The organism is Sporosarcina gallistercoris, from assembly GCF_014836415.1.
GTDB lineage: Bacteria > Bacillota > Bacilli > Bacillales_A > Planococcaceae > Sporosarcina > Sporosarcina gallistercoris.
In genome coordinates this window covers 347,459-365,255 of record NZ_JACSQY010000002.1, presented here as the reverse complement: position 1 = coordinate 365,255, position 17,797 = coordinate 347,459, and the positions used below count along the sequence as shown (strand labels likewise).

Below are 17,797 nucleotides of genomic sequence, written 5' to 3'. Positions count from 1 at the left end.
TCCAGGAATTGAAGCGAGGTGAGCCATCTCGCTTTACATCCGATTAGTGGTAAGAAGTATCTGAGTACTCTATCATTGATTGCCAGATAGACGTTAAAGTGGAGGGAATGAGATGAGCTATAAATGGTTGGAATGGGCACAACGGATTCAATCGATCTCCCAGGCCGGACAGGCTTTTTCGAATGATGCATTCGATCGGGAACGATATGAGGAATTACAGACAATTAGTGCAGAAATTATGGCGTTTCATACAAAAACGGACATGCAAAAAATTCAAGAGCTTTTTTTGGAGGAAAAGGGATATCCGACTCCTAAGATAGATGTTAGGGGTGTTGTGTTTCAAGACGATCAAATCTTACTCGTGAAAGAAACACACGACAAGAAATGGGCGTTGCCAGGCGGTTTTTGTGAAGTAGGATTGTCTGCTGCAGAAAATGTGGTGAAAGAAGTACGAGAAGAGTCAGGGTACGTAGTTCAACCGGGAAAATTACTGGCACTGATGGATATGAATAAGTACGCATCGATACCCCAAGCGTTTCACTATTATAAAGTCTTCATCCAATGCGAAATTATTGGAGGACAACCGATCACCGGAGTCGAGACAGCGGAAATCGGATTTTTCACTGAAAACAATCTCCCGGAGCTTTCTGTGAAGCGCAATACTACAGAACAGATCCATATCCTTTTCGAATTCAACCGTAATCCTCATAAAGAAACATGGATTGACTAGAAAAGAGAACGTGTTTAACAGAAAGAAGGGGCAGAGATGAAGCTGTTCAGCACTATCAAGAAAGAAAAAGAGTATTGGTTGGTAGACCAGGTGAAACAACCTGTGGTAAGTGAACGTGACTATGAAGAAACTTTCCAAGAACTTTTGAGAGAATGGAATCACAAGGAAGTGGACTACCTATCCTTATTGATGGATGAGACGTTTGAGGTGTGGCTGCTAAAAAAAGGTTTCCATAAGGTATCTGTAATCGTGGAATACACCGTGGATTTACATCCAATTCATATGCAAAGACCTGATATTTCTTCAATGATTTTAGCAGACTCCGAAATGACCGATGAAACGTTTGCGCACTTATATGAGCAATGTCGCAGTGGCTCTGCCAATAAAAATATTCTATTTACAATTGAACAAATCATGGAGTCTTTCGAATTGGAACTGGGTCCGGATTGGAGATCTCATTGCATGATTTTCCAAAAAGAAGACCAGCCGGTAGGCATCAGTATCCCTCATATTGAACCCGGTACGAAGGAAGAAGGCAGGCTGTTTTACTTTGGTATTTTACCAAAATGGCGAGGCAAGGGAGTAGGGACCGTTTGTCATCAACATTCCCTGGAGGCATTAAAAGGATTTGGGGCAACGTATTATGTAGGAAGTACCGACGCTGCAAATGCTGGGATGATCCGGATTTTTGAGAACAATGGCTGTGTGTTGAGAGACCGTAAAGGCATTTATCGGATTGATCGACCACGTACTGTTTGAAAAGTGGAAGAGCAAGTAGAAACCCAACGAAGTAGGATAGGCATGTGCATTACCTTATTTACATTAATAAACAAGAGTGCATTGCTTGAAAAAGCTTTTTGAGTAGGTATAATGAGATTTAATTGCATACTCATGTTTTCTAGGGTTCCGTAACGAACTGTTAGTCTGGACCGAGAGAAAACTCACAGCGTTGCTGTGTCACGGAAGGATAAAAGCCTGGGAGATGACTGTTTTCAGTATCTCTCGGGCTTTTTGTCTGTTAAAAAATATGGAGGTGTCAGTAACTTGAATGCAAATTGGATTAAGGTCGTCATTGCAGCGGTATTTGAAGTGTTTTGGGTAGTTGGGTTAAAGCATGCGGACGGCTTTTTAGAGTGGAGTGGGACGGTTTTAGCCATCGCCATCAGCTTTTATATGATGATTATGGCAGGAAGAAAACTACCCGTCGGAACGGTCTATGCCGTTTTTGTTGGCCTTGGTACTGCGGGAACAGTCTTTACAGATATCGTATTTTTTGAAGAACCATTTAAGATTGTGAAGATGATTTTAATTATGGTGTTATTAGCAGGAGTGATCGGTTTGAAAGTAGTGACTCCCGACACTGAATCAGAAGGAGTGGAATCGTAATGGCGTGGGTTTCATTGGTAGTGGCAGGGTTGTTTGAAATGTTTGGTGTGTTAATGATCAGTAAGCTACACAAGGATCGGAATTGGCAGGCAGTCGTACTGCTGGTTGCGGGATTTGGCGCGAGTTTTCTATTTTTAGCAAATGCCATGGAAACGTTGCCGATGGGTACTGCCTACGCCGTTTGGACAGGAATCGGAGCATCTGGTGGCGCGTTATTAGGAATGCTCGTCTACGGGGAGTCAAAAGAGTGGAAACGTCTGCTGTTCATCGGAATGGTATTAGGAGCGGCAGTGGGGTTAAAAATAGTGTCTTGATGGAGTAAAGTTACAGGCGGGAATCTATCGCCTGCTAGCTGAATTAAAGGAAAAGGGGGGACATGTATGAAGCTACCCATTGAGTTTGAACAGAGAGTACGAAATAGTTTTGGAACAGAGGGAGAGGTGTGGATTGCATCGTTGGAAGAGCGAGTGAACTGCTTTGCAAAACACTGGGGATTGACGATTGAGCAACCGGTTCACAATCTCTCTTATAACTATGTGACGAACGCGGTAGACTCCCGACAAACTCCCTACATTTTAAAACTAGGGGTGCCAGATCTGGCCTACCGTAATGAGATGGAAACTCTCGGGCTCTACAATGGTCATGGATGTGCACGATTGGTGAAAGAGGATCGGGTGCGAGGAGCCATGTTATTGGAGAATCTTACTCCTGGGCATATGCTCTGTAATCTTTCTGACGAAGAGGTGGTTGTCCAGGAATTCATAAGTGTATGGAAGAAACTCCGCCGAGATTTGCCAGAGGACAGTGATCTCCCGCTCATCACGGATTGGGCAGTCACACTGGAAGACTACAAAAAGCACCATTTGGATATAGACGGAGACCTCCCGAACGAGAGGGTCCGTCAGGCACTTCGTTACTTCCAAGAATTGATGGAGACCACTGAAACTCTCAGTTTGCTGCATGGAGATTTACATCACGAGAATATTTTATACAGTCAGGAGCGTGGTTGGCTCGCAATTGACCCAAAGGGAGTTGGAGGAGATCCTTGCTTCGACCTCGTGCAATTTATGATAAATCATTTGATGGAAAAGCCTGATCCCAAAGCGCTCCTACGTTACCGGGTTGACCAAATCTGCGAATTACTAGCACTTGATAAGAAGCGTGTATTAAAGGCGGCAATCGCAATGTCTATGCTCTATGCTTGCTGGTTCGTTGAAGATAAGGATCCTGCTTGGATCGAGAGATTGCAGTGTGCTCAGTGGTTTAATGAGTTTTTGGAAGAAGCTATTCGTTGAAGCGTATTTTACGAAAATACTTCATCTTGAACAAATCTTTCAAATTCCTTTTCTTCTTCTATGAAGGGTGAGTGATTGCTGTATTCAAAAGTGGTCATCGTTGAGTTGGGCATCAATTCTGCCGCTTCCTTGGAAAAATGATGAGGACATTGAGCATCATGAAGGCCAGAATAGATATGTGCCTCAACATAAACATCCATAAGTGAAGCTCTTAGATCATACGTTGGCAGTTCTTCATAGGAGAAGTAATCTAAGCGTGCGGGTACCGTCTTTCCGCTGTTTGGCCTTCTAATCATTTCATCATAGGTATCCTCGTTATAAAGAGACATCAGTGACCACTCTTTCCCGGCAGCACGTCGCTGGTCTGCCGTGGATGCACGATCTTTTAAGGTGGATAATATTTCTAGCAAGCGGGTGTTATTAGGATTTTGGGAACAATATATACTCCCCTTGTCTTTCATATAGTCTGACGAAGCGCATAAGCCACCAGCAATGATTTTCACTAAACTTTCCGGAAATTGCGTGGCATACTTTAATGCGAGCATTCCACCAGTAGAGTGACCTGCAAAAATCCATTTTTTGATGGAGAGAGACTTGCGTATTGCTTCCAAGTCCTTCACTGCATCGTCCATTCCTAACGTATATTCTTCATTTTGTGGTGAAGAGTTTCCACAACCGCGCAAATTCACAAGATAAACTGTCGCACTCTTTGTGAAGATATTGGCAAAAAGGTTGCCGTTCTTATTGAATTCGCTATATAAGTGAGTGACGCAAAGGGGCTGTCCGCTTCCTTTCGTAAATAGCTCGAAATCTCCGCGTTCTGTCGTAATCATTTGTTGCTTCCACATAGTACCCAATTCTTTCTCCTCTGGGGTGATGCCATATCGTTTATCCACTTAACGATCCTCCTTCACTTCAAATCCCAATTGCACAGAATCTGCAATTTTCTTGTATCCTATTTCCTGATAAATCTTGTTAGACGTTGGGTTCGTCATGTCTGTGTAGAGCATGCAGAATTCGTAGTTGTTTAATAACTTGGCAGAAAAGTCTGCGACGAGGGTCCGTGCATAGCCTTTCCTCCGGTGTTCAGTCGGTGTATAGACGAAGGAAACTGTGATGCTGTTTTGCGAAGGTCTTGCTTGCTTTGCACATGCCACTGGAATTCCGTTGTCTTCCCACAGCACAATTTCCTCACGCTCAACTGCGCGCGCTACCCACTCTGCTGCTTGTTCTGGGGTCACTTCGGGCATCTGGGTATCTTCTATAAATCCGATATGCCATTTTTTAAGCAGCGGTTTGTCGGATTCTTGGGCTAGCCTGAATGTTCCGGGACTTTTCTCGAGGGTTTCATCGACCTTATCTAATCGATACAAACCTTGGTCCATTATCGTTTTGGAGGGTTGATTGGTCTGGGCACTCCATCTAGCTGCGAATCTCTCAGCCCATGGTTTCAAACTAATGATCGAAGGCAGTGCCAAGTCGTTGGAGAGGATGTAGTCAATCATCCCATCGATTGCCGCATCCATCTGCTGTTCATCCGTAAAAATCATGTTGAGCGGGAAAGGCGGCGTCATTTGAAACAAAGCGATCACGTTGCCGTGCTGTTCCGCAGTTGCCATCAACGGCTCTTGTACCATGCCGGCTTTAATGGATTGCAATACCCCATTGAATAGGCTGAAAACATCTTCCCCTTCTGATAAAATCGGTTCTGCTTTGGCAGCAAATTTAAATGGATCGTCGAAAAACATGATTTTCATAGAGACACCCCTTCTCGTATTGTGTTGAGTATACGCATTAAAGAGGCAATTTTCAATCATCTATGTATAATTGATGACAAGTGAGGTAGAAGGCTTAGGAGGGCGAGTGCAAGGGTACAGAAAATTAGAGGGAATGACCAAGGAGGCGGAATGAATGGCAGAAAGAAAGCCGGTGGTAGCGATAGCGGGAGCAAGCGGATATATCGGGAATAGCTTACTGGAATATTTAAAAGGGAAAGCGACAGTTATTGCATTATCCAGAAATGGCGGACGGCGTAAAGATACCGAAGATGTAAAGTGGCGCTCATGTGATCTGTTTTCTATGAAGGATGCAGAAAAAGGGGTAGAGGGCGCTGACATTGCAGTATATCTGGTCCATTCGATGTTGAAATCCGCAAAGCTGACACAAGGCAATTTTGAAGATATGGATGTGATTTTGGCGGATAACTTTGCACAAGCCGCAAAACGTCAAGGCATTCAGCAAATTGTCTATTTGAGCGGAATTATTCCGGAAGACTACGAGTCAAAACTTTCTCAGCACTTGCGAAGCCGGTTGGAAGTGGAACGAGTATTGCGAGCGTATGACGTTCCAGTGACCGCTTTACGAGCAGGCTTGATAGTCGGTCCTAAAGGTTCCTCTTTTCCAATTCTATCAAAGCTTGTGAAGCGTCTGCCGATTATGATCCTCCCGAAGTGGACGAGCACAAAAACACAGCCCGTCGCTTTGAAGGATGTGTTGTCTGCATTGACTTCCATCATCATGGACTTTGACTTGAAAGATCGTTCCATTGATATTGGTGGACCGGATGTGATGACTTACAAAACGATGATGAAGGCAACGGCAAATGTTATGGGGAAAAACCCTATTATGCTCAATGTACCGTTCTTCTCGATAACCCTCTCCAGACTATGGCTCAGACTGGTCACGAATACCCCGAAAGAGATGGTGTATCCACTTTTGGAAAGCTTAAAGCATCCGATGGTTGTCCACAAAAGGTATACAGTTGAAGGGATTAGCAATGGAAAAACCCCATTTAAGGAAGCTGCACAAATCGCGATGGACGCAGATGCTCAAAAAGACAAACGCTCTACATCCCTTTTACCGGTATTCGGTCCTCTGAAACAAGATGTCCGCTCTGTTCAGCGGGTGGAGTTGCCAACTGGATGGACGGCGGATGAAGCCGCACGTTATTACGTAAAATGGCTGGAGACATTTTTGAATCCATGGGTCCAAACGACGGTAGACAGCGATTTGAATTGTAGAATCGGATTCCTCGGAAGTCGCACGCTTCTGGAATTATCTTATTCAGGAGAGCGAAGTACTGAAGACCGGGCGCTCTACTACATTACAGGTGGATTTTTACTGGATGACCAAACGAATGAGCGAGGGCGGATGGAGTTCCGTAAAATACCGGGAGCGAGTGAAGCGATTATAGCGATTCATGATTACCTGCCATCGCTTCCTTGGTTTGTTTACTATGTTACACAAGCGAATATGCATGCGTTCGTCATGAGTGCGTTCAGGAAACATATGCACCGGTTGAGCGTAAGTGAGCGAGATCGCCAGTATGTCAGAAACCTAACAGTTGAAGAGAACCGATGAATTTCTACTGCCCACGTCGTTGATTGACGTAGTGGGCAGTTTTTAGTGCGAATTGAAAGGGTGAATTGATAAAATGGATGCGATGGAAAAGAGATACCATCCAACTGGTTTGTTGAGATGAAAGGAATTACTTTAGCTACTATTTCAATGGAAGTACAATACGATCTCTGTAAAACAAAAAACGCACCCCAATTGGGGATGCGTTTTGTCTAATCCTTATACAAATGATGTGATTTTCTCAAGTGGCAGACGAGTAGAACCGTATGCCGGTGCAGCTGCCTTCCCAAGGGCAATCAGCACAAGTGGAACGTAACGGTCTTCCAGGTTGAATTCTTTAGCAAATTGCGCTTTATCGAAACCGCCCATAGGGACCGTGTCAAAGCCTTTCGCTTTTGCAATCAACATTAATTGCATCGAAACGAGACCTGCATCAAACGCAGCAATCGTCAAGCGAGCGGCTGTTGGTGCATTCGGGTAAAGAGCCTTTGCATTATCGATCTGTCTTTGGACATTGACTTCGTCGATATAACCAGCTTGTAAGTTGGCACCATAGATCTCATCAATATTATGATACATTTCTGTATCGCCAATTACTGCGATGATGGCAGAAGACGTCTCCATTTGTTCTTGGTTGAATGAAAACTCTTTAATTTTCTTTTTAGCTTCTTGGTCTTGAATGACGATAAACCGCCAAGGCTGTAAGTTGCTTGAAGAAGGGGCAAGTGTTGCTTCTTGTAACATTTCTTCAATCACTTCGGGTGCAATATGATATTCCGAATCGAATTTCCGGACGGATTTACGAGCGTGAATGACTTCTGATAGTGGGGCAAATAGTTCTGTCATGTTAAAAACTCCTTTGTGATTACATTTGAATTCAACTTACCTTTAGTAAGTACATGATTCAGCTTACTATTGGTAAGCTTGTTTGTCAACTATGACTGTGGTAGAGTGGAATTAACTTAAGAATAGGGGTTTTGACGATGAAAAAAACCGACGAACTTATTCAATCTCCATCACAAAATGGGCATGTCGCATGTGATAGTTTTCATGCGACAATAGAATTTATCGGTAAACGGTGGATGGGGATTATCATTTACCATCTATTAGATGGACCCAAGCGGTACCATGAATTAGCAGCGGAAATCCAAGGCATTTCAGACCGTCTGCTGACAGAGCGTTTGAAAGAATTGGAAGCGCATGGTTTTGCTGTAAAGAGGACGTTACTCTCTTCCCGTAAAGTGGAATATGAGCTAACAGAGCAAGGGTTAGCATTCGATCCAATCATCCGCTCGATTTTGACGTGGGTGAAATCGAACGGCGGCTGCACGCAGTCGAAAGCAGAAAACGAATCTTAAGTTTGAGAGGATGGATAGATGATGACATTTGAAGAAATTTTACCGCGACTAAAAGCAGGCGACAAAGTCATTCGGAATGGATGGGGCGGCGCAGAACTTTACGTGAAACTTGTTGAGGCTGAATCGTTGGATGGGGAAAAGATGAATCCTTATTTCGTCATTAATGTAACGGGTGAAGGGTACACGATGTTTACACCGACGGTATGCGATCTATTAGCGGAAGACTGGTCGATTGTAGAATAAACAAACACAACAGCTCATGAGCAATCATGGGCTTTTTGAATGGAGGAATTCAACGATGGCACAAAGTGAATTTGCGGGGAAAACGGTGTTCATCACGGGTGCAGCTTCAGGAATCGGGTATGCCCAAGCACTTGCGTTCCTTGAACAAGGTGCGTATGTCTATGGATTTGACGTTCTTCAAACGGGCTTGGAGAACCTGGCAAGCGAGCATCCAAGTCACTTTCGTTATAGCGAAGGAAGTGTGACTGACCAACGTGAAGTGACAGAGGCGGTGAGTCAGGCAATCGGATTTTTCGGCCGCATCGACATTCTGTGCAATACGGCAGGCGTGCTTGATGGATATACGAAAACGTTAGATACCGATGAAGCGTTGTGGGATCGTATTATGAATACGAACATAAAAGGCATGTTTTTCGTAACGAATGCAATCTTGCCGCATATGCTGAAGAGGAAATCAGGTGTACTGGTGAATATGGCTTCCATTGCAGGAATCGTTGGAGGCGGAGGGGGAGCAGCATACACGGCATCCAAACATGCGGTTGTCGGCTATACGAAACAAGTCGATCTGGATTATTGTCGGGAAGGAATAAGAGCAAATGCAATTGCACCAGGCGCCATCCAGACGCCAATGAATGCTGCCGATTTTGCAGGGGATGGAAAAATGGCGGAGTGGGTCGCTGAGGAAACACCTGCGGGACGCTGGGCGCAGCCTGAAGAAGTCGCGAAACTGACACTCTACTTAGCTGGAGCTGCTTCCGATTATGTCCATGGAACGGTTATTTCGATCGATGGTGGTTGGACGGCGAAGTGACCATTCTCAGGACGCACGAATTCTGCTATACTAGGCAGGCAGTCTTTTTGCCTGCACTGCGGCACTTTTTGACGGAGCAATCGGCTCTTTCTTCCTTTGGTCGCAGTTACTACTAAAACAGCTGTTTTGCTGTTTTACAAAGGAGGACTATATATGACGTTACTCGCAAAAGAGCGTCAGCGGATTGCGGTCGGAGAACTTGCGAAAATGGCGGTGGTGGCGGGACTTTATGTCGCTGTCACGCTCACGCTTGCGGTCATCAGTTTCGGCGCGGTCCAGTTAAGGCTGTCTGAGATGTTCAACTACTTGGCGTTGTTTCACAAGCGATATATCATCGCTGTGACAGCAGGAGTGGTGCTAGCGAACTTCTTCTCTCCAACTTGGTTCCTGGACGTACCGATTGGTGGAGTCGCCACGTTTCTCGTGCTTCTCATGAGCCGGGCTGCTACGAGAAAACTGAAGTCGGACAAACTGAAGTTTGTCTGGACTGCCGTAATTTTCGCCGTTTCCATGTTCACCGTCGCTGGACAGTTGACCTTATTGTACGGCGCACCATTTTGGATCACTTGGTTCACAGTAGGCGCTGGCGAACTATTGTCAATGACCGTTGGCGGCAGCATCATGCTCGCTCTTTCAAAAAAAATAGATTTCACAAAATGAAAAAACGCATCCCCGGTTATGATAAGGGATGCGTTTTTCCTATGGATTCAGTTCGAGAATACATACATCGGTGTACTGGATTCTTCTGGTTCAAAGCCAAGAGACTCATAAAAACCAACTGCTTTTGGATAAGAAACGAGTACTTTCGTGTGCATCGTCTCATACTTTTCCAACATCATCTTCATAATCTCTTTACCGACACCTTGACCTTGATAGTCTGGATCTGTAAGGACGTAATGGAAGTAGACAGTCATCGATCCATCAGACATCGCATTGGCTAGTCCAATCAGGCGCCCGTTGTCCCATGCAGTTGCTACCGAGTGGGAGTTGAGGATGGCATTGTGTAAATCATTTGGATGGGAAGCGGACTCCCATTCAACGGACTGGAATAATTGTTGGATGTTGTCTTTCGTCAACTGATCCGTTTTAAATGTATATGTGATAGACATCGGTGGATTCCTCCTACAGCAATTATTGGATTTGTGCTTTATTTTACAAAAGCATCATCCTGCTAGTTGTTCCTATATCCTACTTTAGAACAACTCAACCCACTATTGAAAGGAATATGGAAACTGTCTTATGAAAACTGTTTATTCAAGTTCGCCATTTCAATAGCGGAAACAGCTGCATCCCAGCCTTTGTTTCCAGCTTTCGTTCCTGCGCGTTCAATTGATTGCTCAATTGAGTCTGTCGTCAGCACACCAAAGATGACGGGAATCCCGGATTGCATTCCAGCTGCCGCCACACCCTTGGCAGTTTCGCTGCATACGTAGTCGAAGTGAGGCGTTGCTCCACGAATGACGGTGCCGAGTGTGATGACTGCATCATAGTTACCGGAGTCTGCCATTTTTTTAGCGATCATCGGAATTTCGAAAGCACCAGGCACCCAGGCCACATCGATATCCTCTTCGGAAACCCCATGACGTCTGCATGCATCTTGTGCAGCTGAAAGCAGCTTGCTTGTGATGAATTCATTAAACCGGCCGACTACCATACCTATTTTTAATCCTGTACCAACTAAATGTCCTTCGTATACAGTTCCCACTATGACTGCCTCCTATAGGGTCAATAAATGACCGAGTTTTTCTACTTTCGTTTGCAAGTATTGCTTGTTTTCGGGACGAGAAGGGAGCTCAATTGGAACACGTTCTGAAATCGTAATCCCATACTCTGCTAGTCCATCCAACTTTCTAGGGTTGTTCGTTAACAACCTTATGTCAGAAATGCATAAGTCCTGTAAGATTTGAGCGCTGATTCTATAGTTACGTAAGTCGTCAGGAAAACCGAGTGCAGCATTCGCTTCAACGGTATCCAAACCTTGCTCTTGCAATTCATAGGCTTTCAGTTTGTTGATGAGTCCGATTCCACGACCTTCCTGGCGCATATAAAGCAACACACCGCGGCCTTCTTGCTCGATTTTTGCGATTGCGGCATGTAATTGCGGACCGCAATCACAGCGGGAAGAACCGAAGACGTCCCCTGTCAAGCATTCCGAATGTACTCTGACTAGTATGGGTTCCGCGCTGGTCAGGTCACCTTTCACGAGTGCAACGTGTTCTTTTCCTGTCAGTTTTTCAGTAAAGCCAATCATCTCAAATTGTCCGAAAGACGCCGGCAGTGAGACTTGGGCTTCCCGAGTAATGAGTATCTCATTTGTAAGGCGGTACTGGACCAGATCTTCGATGCTGATCAATTTCAGTTTCTCTTCATCCGCCAGCTGACGCAATTCAGGCAAACGTGCCATCGAGCCATCCTCGCTCATAATCTCACAAATGACCGCCGCGGGTTCACTACCTGCAAGCCTTGCTAAATCGACTGAGGCTTCAGTATGACCTGTTCGACTAAGCACTCCGTTATTTTGTGCAACAAGTGGGAAGACGTGACCAGGCTGCTTGAAATCTTGGGGGGCTGACTGATGATCTAACATTTTTAAAATTGTCTCAGAACGCTCGAATGCACTAATCCCAGTATGGGAGTCGGCATGGTCAATGCTTACTGTGAAGGCGGTCCCGTGTGCATCCGTGTTATGTGCAGCCATCATCGGCAGACCGAGTTGAGCTGCTTTCGATTCGGTAATCGGTGTACAGATGAGACCGCGGCCTTTTGTCGCCATGAAGTTAATCATCCCGGGAGTTGCGTACTCCGCTAAGCAGATGAAATCACCCTCGTTTTCACGGTTTTCATCATCCACGACAATTATCGGTTTTCCGATTTTTAAATCTTCAATTGCTTCTTCGATCGTATCCAGCATGAGGAACACCCTCTCCTTATAAAAATCCGTTTTGCTGTAAAAAGTCCTTGTTCAAAGGTTGGTTAGCAGAAGAATGTTGCCGCTTCAACATGTTGAACGTGTATTTTGCGAGCATGTCAAACTCGACATTGACACGGTCTCCCGGTTGACGCTTCGCAAGGATGGTCGTCTTTTGAGTATGGGGGATGAGCGATATCGAGATGCAATCATCCATCACTTGAAAAATGGTTAAAGAAGTGCCATCGAGTGCAATCGATCCTTTCGGCAGGACATAGGGCAAGCCCTCTGGCGGAAGCGATAAATGCATGACAAGGGAATTCTCGACATGCTGGCACTTCTGGACAACTGCGGTTCCGTCAACGTGGCCGGTTACAAAGTGCCCGCCTAAACGACTATCCGCCCGAAGAGCACGTTCCAGATTCACCGCAGTACCGGCTTTCGCATTATGTAACGAGGTCGCTCGGAATGTTTCTGGCATCACATCTACGGTGAACTGTCCATCCGTAAACGAGGTAACGGTGAGACACGTGCCATTAACGGCGATACTGTCTCCTAGACGGACATCTTTCAGTATTTCATTTGCCGCTACAATGAGTTCCATCGATTGGCCGGACGAGCGGATTATTCGTAAGGTACCGATTTCTTCAATGATTCCTGTGAACATACCTATCACTTCCTTTTGGCACAGCCGTAACTTTTAAATCTGGACCGAGCTGTTCCGTTTTTACAAAAACAAACTCTTTTGCGTCGCTCATCAAGGCAGGATTTGTTCCGCCGATAGGTGTCAGGGAACCGGCACCTCCGAGAAGTCTCGGAGCAATGTACGTGATGATCCGATTGACGGCATTTGCTTGTAAAAAGGATGAATTTACCGAAGCGCCACCCTCTACAAGAAGCGTCATGACGCCGCGTGCGCCGAGTTCCTTAAGAACAGCGGATATTGCAATATCAGGGTCATTCATGCGGATGATTTCAACGTGGTCATACGTTAACAAGTTGAATTCCAGTTCTTTTGAAGCGGTGCTGCCGCAAAAAATCCATGTTGGGGCATCCGCATTTTGAATAATCTGGCTCGCAATAGGCGTTACTAATTGCGTATCTAAAATAACTCGAATAGGATGAAGGCCACCTTGGGGCAATCTGGTGGTAAGAAGGGGATTGTCATGAAGAATCGTTTTACTTCCGGTTAAAATGGCATCATGGACATGACGAAGACGATGGACGTCAAGCCGCGCGTGCTCGCTTGTCACCCATTTACTGTGTCCTGAAAAAGCTGCGATTTTACCATCTAATGTCATAGCTGTTTTTACCGTTACATGAGGTTGTTTGGTTTGTATAAAGTAAAAAAAAGGTTGATATAATTCGTCTGCCAACTCCGGACAAATTCCGGTTTGCACATCGATTCCAGCATCTCGAAGTGTCTGGATTCCCGAACCTGCAACTAGGGGATTCGGATCGAGTGACGAAACGAAGACACGAGTGATACCGGCTTGCATAATCGCTTCGGTACACGGCGGCGTTTTCCCCGTATGCGAACAAGGTTCTAAAGTGACGTACAGATCCCCGCCCCGGGCGTGCTCACCTGCCATATCAAGAGCGATCCGCTCTGCATGACGTTCACCTGCACGCAAATGAGCACCCATTCCGACAACCCTTCCATGGTTCACAACAACGGAACCGACGGGTGGATTCGGCGAAGTTTGTCCTACCGCACCTTGAGCAATTGAAAAAGCGACTTGCATATAGTGTTCAATTTCCAACGTGAACAACACTCCTGAATTATAGATTCCTCATGTAACAAAAAAAGCCCCGCAACGAATGTGCGGGGCTGGGTAAGCATGACAAAATAAGCGTCAGTCAAATAAAAAATTTGAAAAACGCACCATTCCTTCTCCCATCCAGACTTTAACTGTCGGCCTTGGAGTTTCACCAAATCCACCGTCTGCAAACATGCAGCCGGGTCACGGACTAAGAGCAACATAAGCTCATCACCGCCGGTAGGGAATTTCACCCTGCCCCGAAGGAATATTATTCGATTGTCTCAAAGTCTAGCACAGCTATTAGCAAGCATGCAACTCGAATCTTGATTTTTAAACGAGCAAGTCTTTCCAGCCCCCACCGAAGAAATCTGCTGCTGCAAGAGTGCCTAGACAGAGGAGGTATACTGCGATTGGTAGAACGAGTGCTTGGATGAGTCGCTTACGTGACACGTGGACGTTACGGTTTTTGATCACACGGTCTACTGCAAAAAACAGTAATGAAGCGACTAGACCATATCCTGAAAATACTAATCCGAAACTTGCATGGAGCAATCCCGAAAGAAAAAAATCTGAACGATTGAATTTTACTTTTTCGCTAAGAAAAATGGCTATTTTTTCGCTGATAATTGAACATGTTATTCCGTAAACAAGTATGAGTGGGATGCCGAAGAGGAGATACCCTGAAATACTAAGCAGCACCGATCCGAAGTATTGAGAGATTGAAGGGATCGATTCCCCGAATGGATTGGGGAGAAAGAAACCAAGCAATATGCAGAACAGCATTCCTGATAGAGAAGCGGCTAGGATTTTTCTAGGTAGCATAGTTTGTCCTCCTGATTGCTTGCTAAAACAAAAGATGCGTTCAAGAATATTTTAGCAATACTCTTGAACTGCGGAGATTATTTTATCTGATCTATCGCTTGCCGAATATTTGAGAATGTTATAAGTTGCTGACCTGTCACTTGCCCATTAATGAATGACTGCGCCACTTTTGGAGATATACCGGTGACATATAACTGAGTGCCCATAAGTTTTAAGACGTCCTGAATGGCTAGCAAGCCTGTCATCGGAGACTCATGATTCCAGAACAAGCCCGTAATGTCGAGGATGATATGATCTACTCCATGATGTTGAACAAATTCACAAAGTTTTTGTGTTAATAAGTTGAATCGCTGGACACTCATTTCTCCAATAAGTGACACGGCGGCAAGATTGTCTTGTATCCTCATAATCGGAAGCATCAGTTGTTCAATTTCAATTTCTTTACTTGAAAGTTTATCGCGTTGTCTATATTCAACCGAAACATTCGTTTGAGTTCCGATGAAAAATAAGTGGTCCTCGATTTGAAGAGGTTCTATAGAAAGACGATTCCAAAACTCAGTACCATCTTTCCTATAGTTTTTCAGTGTAATCGTAATCGACTCCTGAGCTTGAATTGCATCACGAAGCTGTTTGACAGCAAACGGATCTGTATCTTCACCTTGAAGGAACCGACAATTCCGACCGATTGTCTCAGATAAAGGGTAACCGGTCATCTTCTCCAACGTTCGATTTGCATAGATGATCGGATTGTCCGGTTGAGATGCGTCTGTGACTAGTGTCGCCACCCGGCTGCCATCCAACATGGCTTCTAATAATTGTGTCTGTATAGATTGGGCAAGATTTTTCATCTGCTTCACGTCCTGACCTATTTAGGATTCTGTCTCACACTAGCATATCCTGATTCGGAAATTCTTTTTCGAACTATTCATCACGCTTTTACCGCTTCAAATTGATAGCCCATATACTTGTAGTTTTGTCGCTGATACATGTCTTTAGGGGTATCTTCACCATCAGCGACCAAAATGACTAGTTTATCAGTGAACATTTCCATCACCCATTGCTGCAACTGACTTCCGATACCTTTATGCCTCATTTTTTCCAACACGTGCAACCCGTCAATTTCAACAGTCTGTTCGTTGACGATTAAATCTACGGAACCAGCTATTTCACCATCGGAATATGCAACAAGCTGAACAAAACCAGGATCTGAGAAGTTTCTTTTATGCTGCAGCTGTTTTTGTGTTGCAAACTCTTTCCCGAATTGCTCATCAATTGTTCGCTGTAAGTGAAGAAACTCTTCGAGATAGTCTGCAGTCACGGGTTGGACGTTAATAGCTGAAGACGGTGAAACACTAGGAAAATCCTTTGGTTGAAGTGCATATAATTCTAAAAAACCGATCTCATAGCCATGACGATTTAAATAAGCGTTCACTTCTTTTGAAATAGGTTCATTCTCCGGGAATGTAAACTTCAGATGATGTTGCCCGCGTGCGGTGTGATAAATTTTCAAGTCACGTTCTGCTTTTTGAAACTCGTTGACAGTGGGCATCTTTTTAAAAGCTATGAAATTGCTGTCATAATAGAGTGGCATCTCAGGTAGATGATAATGGATATATGTATCAGATCTCTCAGCTACAGACCCTGCGTTATAAATATCTTCAAATGTAACTTTAATCATAGATGACCCCTCCTTCTAACATCCTATCATATATTTTAGAGATGGAATGCACTTATCTGAACATTCTGGTTGACATATAAAAAAGGCAGGAATATACTAACCCTATTGCTACTTTGTGACGCAAGGTAGTTGTTTTTTATAATGCTACCTTGTAAGGCAACATACTGGATGGAGAGTGGTCGCGTGTCGGTTAGAAGTGAGTTACTAAAAGGGATATTAAACGGCTGTGTGCTTGCCATAATCGAAAAAGAGACAGTGTATGGCTATGAGCTTTCCGCTAAGCTGCAGAAAGTCGGACTCGACGATGTGAGCGAAGGTACGATATATCCTGTATTGCTGAGGTTACAGAAAAATAATTGGATAGTAGGGGAGATGCGCGCGTCCGAATCAGGACCTCGAAGGAAATATTATACGTTAACCGCAGATGGCGAAGAGGCATTGGAACTCATTCGAAGTGAATGGGGAAAACTTGCGGTGCCAGTAACTGCGTTATTGAAAGGAGAGGTTGAGCATGGTGACCACTAAGGAACTGATTCAAGAGAACAATGAAAAGCGGGAACAGTTGACGGAGGAAAATGAACGGTACTATTCCAATATGCTCGTATACATCCGTTCTAAGTTCTTGTTGTCTGAACGAGCAACAGAGGAGTTATTGATGGAAATGCTTGAGCATCTATTGGAAGGCCAGCAAGATGGAAAGAGTGCAGAGGAAATATACGGCAGAGATCCAAAAGCGTATGCAGATGAATTGATTGCACAGATGCCAAAAGAGAAGAAGAAAAACCAACTGTTATTTGGAATACAACTGACAGTCGGTGTATTAGGCTGGATGGTTATTGCACGTGGTGCTATTTTAGGCATCATGTCATTTTTCCAACCAGTAGACGAACGTCTATATGTGGTATCAACAATAGCTCTGCTTGCAGCGGTTCTCTTGATAACCGCAGTAGGTGTACTACTTTTAATAAATATGGTGAACAAAACGGCATTTGAAGAAAAGAAAAGCACTTGGAAATTTGCGATAGGAGGCGGAATGACTGGAGTTATGGTATTTGGACTACTTATGGGGATCGCCTTCTTTTTTAAAGAGAGGGGTCCTGCTATTGAGTTTCCTTGGTTAGCTTCTTTACTGGCAGGTTTTGTACTATTACTTGTAAGTCAATGGATTTCCCGCACAAATGAGGGTATTTCTTGATGGAAACGAAACCGAATGGACTCGCAATCCGTAGTACAGATAGAAGTACAGACGGATCGGGAGGTTGTTGTTATGAATGAAGGCTACTTCGTTGGATGGGGAACGCTCGCGCTGATCAATGCCGTATTGGCACAAGGGAAAAACCGGTCAGGATTCAACTGGTTCTTGCTATCCCTTCTGCTTGGCCCGGTAGCCACTTTCTTTTTAGCACTATCGGAGAAGAGATAAACTATACCAAACGCAGACCTATT

Annotated in this window: 24 protein-coding genes and 2 riboswitches; of the genes, 13 read left to right on the top strand and 11 right to left on the bottom strand. The window is 44.6% G+C overall.

Annotated features, from left to right (window positions below; translation table 11 throughout):
• Positions 1–112 precede the first annotated feature (112 nt).
• From H9659_RS05105 to H9659_RS05085, 5 genes are all read left to right on the top strand, one after another.
• On the top strand, positions 113–730 hold the full coding sequence (locus H9659_RS05105; RefSeq protein WP_191688838.1) for an NUDIX hydrolase: 618 nt from the start codon (positions 113–115) through the stop codon (positions 728–730).
• A gap of 36 nt (positions 731–766) precedes the next feature.
• A complete protein-coding gene (locus tag H9659_RS05100) occupies positions 767–1,489 on the top strand; it encodes a GNAT family N-acetyltransferase (RefSeq protein ID WP_191688837.1) in 723 nt (240 codons plus the stop codon).
• Between the two features lie 128 nt (positions 1,490–1,617).
• Positions 1,618–1,714: riboswitch (guanidine-I (ykkC/yxkD leader) on the top strand.
• A gap of 60 nt (positions 1,715–1,774) precedes the next feature.
• Positions 1,775–2,116 (top strand): DMT family transporter, encoded by a 342-nt coding sequence (locus H9659_RS05095; protein ID WP_191688836.1) that lies wholly within the window; start codon positions 1,775–1,777, stop codon positions 2,114–2,116.
• On the top strand, positions 2,116–2,430 hold the full coding sequence (locus H9659_RS05090) for a DMT family transporter (protein ID WP_191688835.1): 315 nt from the start codon (positions 2,116–2,118) through the stop codon (positions 2,428–2,430). The genes H9659_RS05095 and H9659_RS05090 overlap by 1 nt, the downstream gene beginning before the upstream one ends.
• Positions 2,431–2,496: 66 nt before the next feature.
• Positions 2,497–3,411, top strand: coding sequence for an aminoglycoside phosphotransferase family protein (locus tag H9659_RS05085; protein ID WP_191688834.1), 915 nt, complete (start codon positions 2,497–2,499; stop codon positions 3,409–3,411).
• Between the two features lie 8 nt (positions 3,412–3,419).
• Here the strand turns inward: H9659_RS05085 and H9659_RS05080 are convergent, their stop codons facing one another.
• Positions 3,420–4,259, bottom strand: coding sequence for an alpha/beta fold hydrolase (locus H9659_RS05080; protein WP_191688908.1), 840 nt, complete (start codon positions 4,257–4,259; stop codon positions 3,420–3,422).
• Between the two features lie 48 nt (positions 4,260–4,307).
• Positions 4,308–5,168 carry a GNAT family N-acetyltransferase gene (locus H9659_RS05075; RefSeq protein WP_191688833.1) on the bottom strand — a complete coding sequence of 287 codons (861 nt, stop codon included), beginning with the start codon at positions 5,166–5,168 and terminating at the stop codon, positions 4,308–4,310.
• A gap of 154 nt (positions 5,169–5,322) precedes the next feature.
• Between H9659_RS05075 and H9659_RS05070 the strand changes: the two genes are divergently transcribed.
• On the top strand, positions 5,323–6,771 hold the full coding sequence (locus tag H9659_RS05070; RefSeq protein WP_191688832.1) for an NAD(P)H-binding protein: 1,449 nt from the start codon (positions 5,323–5,325) through the stop codon (positions 6,769–6,771).
• A gap of 216 nt (positions 6,772–6,987) precedes the next feature.
• Here H9659_RS05070 and H9659_RS05065 read toward each other — a convergent pair whose 3' ends face one another.
• Entirely contained in the window at positions 6,988–7,614 is a 627-nt protein-coding gene (locus H9659_RS05065) for a nitroreductase family protein (protein ID WP_191688831.1), read from the bottom strand.
• A 137-nt stretch (positions 7,615–7,751) separates the two neighbouring features.
• On the opposite strand from H9659_RS05065, the gene H9659_RS05060 reads away from it, so the two are divergent.
• From H9659_RS05060 to H9659_RS05045, 4 genes are all read left to right on the top strand, one after another.
• Positions 7,752–8,126 carry a winged helix-turn-helix transcriptional regulator gene (locus H9659_RS05060; protein WP_191688830.1) on the top strand — a complete coding sequence of 125 codons (375 nt, stop codon included), beginning with the start codon at positions 7,752–7,754 and terminating at the stop codon, positions 8,124–8,126.
• Between the two features lie 21 nt (positions 8,127–8,147).
• Positions 8,148–8,369: a DUF2829 domain-containing protein gene (locus H9659_RS05055; protein ID WP_191688907.1), complete on the top strand. Its 222-nt coding sequence runs from the start codon at positions 8,148–8,150 to the stop codon at positions 8,367–8,369.
• A 55-nt stretch (positions 8,370–8,424) separates the two neighbouring features.
• Positions 8,425–9,180, top strand: a complete 756-nt coding sequence (locus H9659_RS05050; RefSeq protein ID WP_191688829.1) for a 3-oxoacyl-ACP reductase — start codon at positions 8,425–8,427, stop codon at positions 9,178–9,180.
• Between the two features lie 153 nt (positions 9,181–9,333).
• A complete protein-coding gene (locus H9659_RS05045; RefSeq protein ID WP_225217651.1) occupies positions 9,334–9,840 on the top strand; it encodes a QueT transporter family protein in 507 nt (168 codons plus the stop codon).
• A 47-nt stretch (positions 9,841–9,887) separates the two neighbouring features.
• On the opposite strand, the gene H9659_RS05040 is transcribed toward H9659_RS05045, so the two are convergent.
• The 8 genes from H9659_RS05040 to H9659_RS05005 all read right to left on the bottom strand — a co-directional run bounded on the left by H9659_RS05040 (position 9,888) and on the right by H9659_RS05005 (position 16,351).
• Complete coding sequence (locus H9659_RS05040) at positions 9,888–10,289, bottom strand: GNAT family N-acetyltransferase (RefSeq protein ID WP_191688828.1); 402 nt, start codon at positions 10,287–10,289, stop codon at positions 9,888–9,890.
• Between the two features lie 128 nt (positions 10,290–10,417).
• Positions 10,418–10,885, bottom strand: a complete 468-nt coding sequence (gene ribH / locus H9659_RS05035; RefSeq protein WP_191688827.1) for a 6,7-dimethyl-8-ribityllumazine synthase — start codon at positions 10,883–10,885, stop codon at positions 10,418–10,420.
• Positions 10,886–10,897: 12 nt separating this feature from the next.
• A complete protein-coding gene (locus H9659_RS05030; protein ID WP_191688826.1) occupies positions 10,898–12,091 on the bottom strand; it encodes a bifunctional 3,4-dihydroxy-2-butanone-4-phosphate synthase/GTP cyclohydrolase II in 1,194 nt (397 codons plus the stop codon).
• A gap of 16 nt (positions 12,092–12,107) precedes the next feature.
• Positions 12,108–12,755 carry a riboflavin synthase gene (ribE, locus tag H9659_RS05025; protein ID WP_191688825.1) on the bottom strand — a complete coding sequence of 216 codons (648 nt, stop codon included), beginning with the start codon at positions 12,753–12,755 and terminating at the stop codon, positions 12,108–12,110.
• Positions 12,736–13,851 (bottom strand): bifunctional diaminohydroxyphosphoribosylaminopyrimidine deaminase/5-amino-6-(5-phosphoribosylamino)uracil reductase RibD, encoded by a 1,116-nt coding sequence (gene ribD / locus H9659_RS05020; protein WP_225217650.1) that lies wholly within the window; start codon positions 13,849–13,851, stop codon positions 12,736–12,738. Before ribD ends, ribE begins: the two co-directional genes overlap by 20 nt.
• A gap of 122 nt (positions 13,852–13,973) precedes the next feature.
• Positions 13,974–14,120, bottom strand: a riboswitch (FMN riboswitch).
• A 61-nt stretch (positions 14,121–14,181) separates the two neighbouring features.
• The gene (locus H9659_RS05015; RefSeq protein WP_191688824.1) at positions 14,182–14,673 is read right to left on the bottom strand and encodes a hypothetical protein; all 492 of its coding nucleotides are present in this window, start codon (positions 14,671–14,673) and stop codon (positions 14,182–14,184) included.
• A 77-nt stretch (positions 14,674–14,750) separates the two neighbouring features.
• The gene (locus H9659_RS05010) at positions 14,751–15,521 is read right to left on the bottom strand and encodes an STAS domain-containing protein (RefSeq protein WP_191688823.1); all 771 of its coding nucleotides are present in this window, start codon (positions 15,519–15,521) and stop codon (positions 14,751–14,753) included.
• Between the two features lie 80 nt (positions 15,522–15,601).
• Positions 15,602–16,351, bottom strand: a complete 750-nt coding sequence (locus tag H9659_RS05005) for a GNAT family N-acetyltransferase (RefSeq protein WP_191688822.1) — start codon at positions 16,349–16,351, stop codon at positions 15,602–15,604.
• Positions 16,352–16,534: 183 nt separating this feature from the next.
• On the opposite strand from H9659_RS05005, the gene H9659_RS05000 reads away from it, so the two are divergent.
• The 3 genes from H9659_RS05000 (at position 16,535) to H9659_RS04990 (ending at position 17,774) form a co-directional block, all read left to right on the top strand.
• The gene (locus tag H9659_RS05000; protein WP_191688821.1) at positions 16,535–16,876 is read left to right on the top strand and encodes a PadR family transcriptional regulator; all 342 of its coding nucleotides are present in this window, start codon (positions 16,535–16,537) and stop codon (positions 16,874–16,876) included.
• Positions 16,863–17,546 (top strand): DUF1129 family protein, encoded by a 684-nt coding sequence (locus H9659_RS04995; protein ID WP_191688820.1) that lies wholly within the window; start codon positions 16,863–16,865, stop codon positions 17,544–17,546. Before H9659_RS05000 ends, H9659_RS04995 begins: the two co-directional genes overlap by 14 nt.
• 72 nt (positions 17,547–17,618) lie before the next feature.
• Positions 17,619–17,774, top strand: coding sequence for a hypothetical protein (locus H9659_RS04990; protein WP_191688819.1), 156 nt, complete (start codon positions 17,619–17,621; stop codon positions 17,772–17,774).
• Positions 17,775–17,797 lie beyond the last annotated feature (23 nt).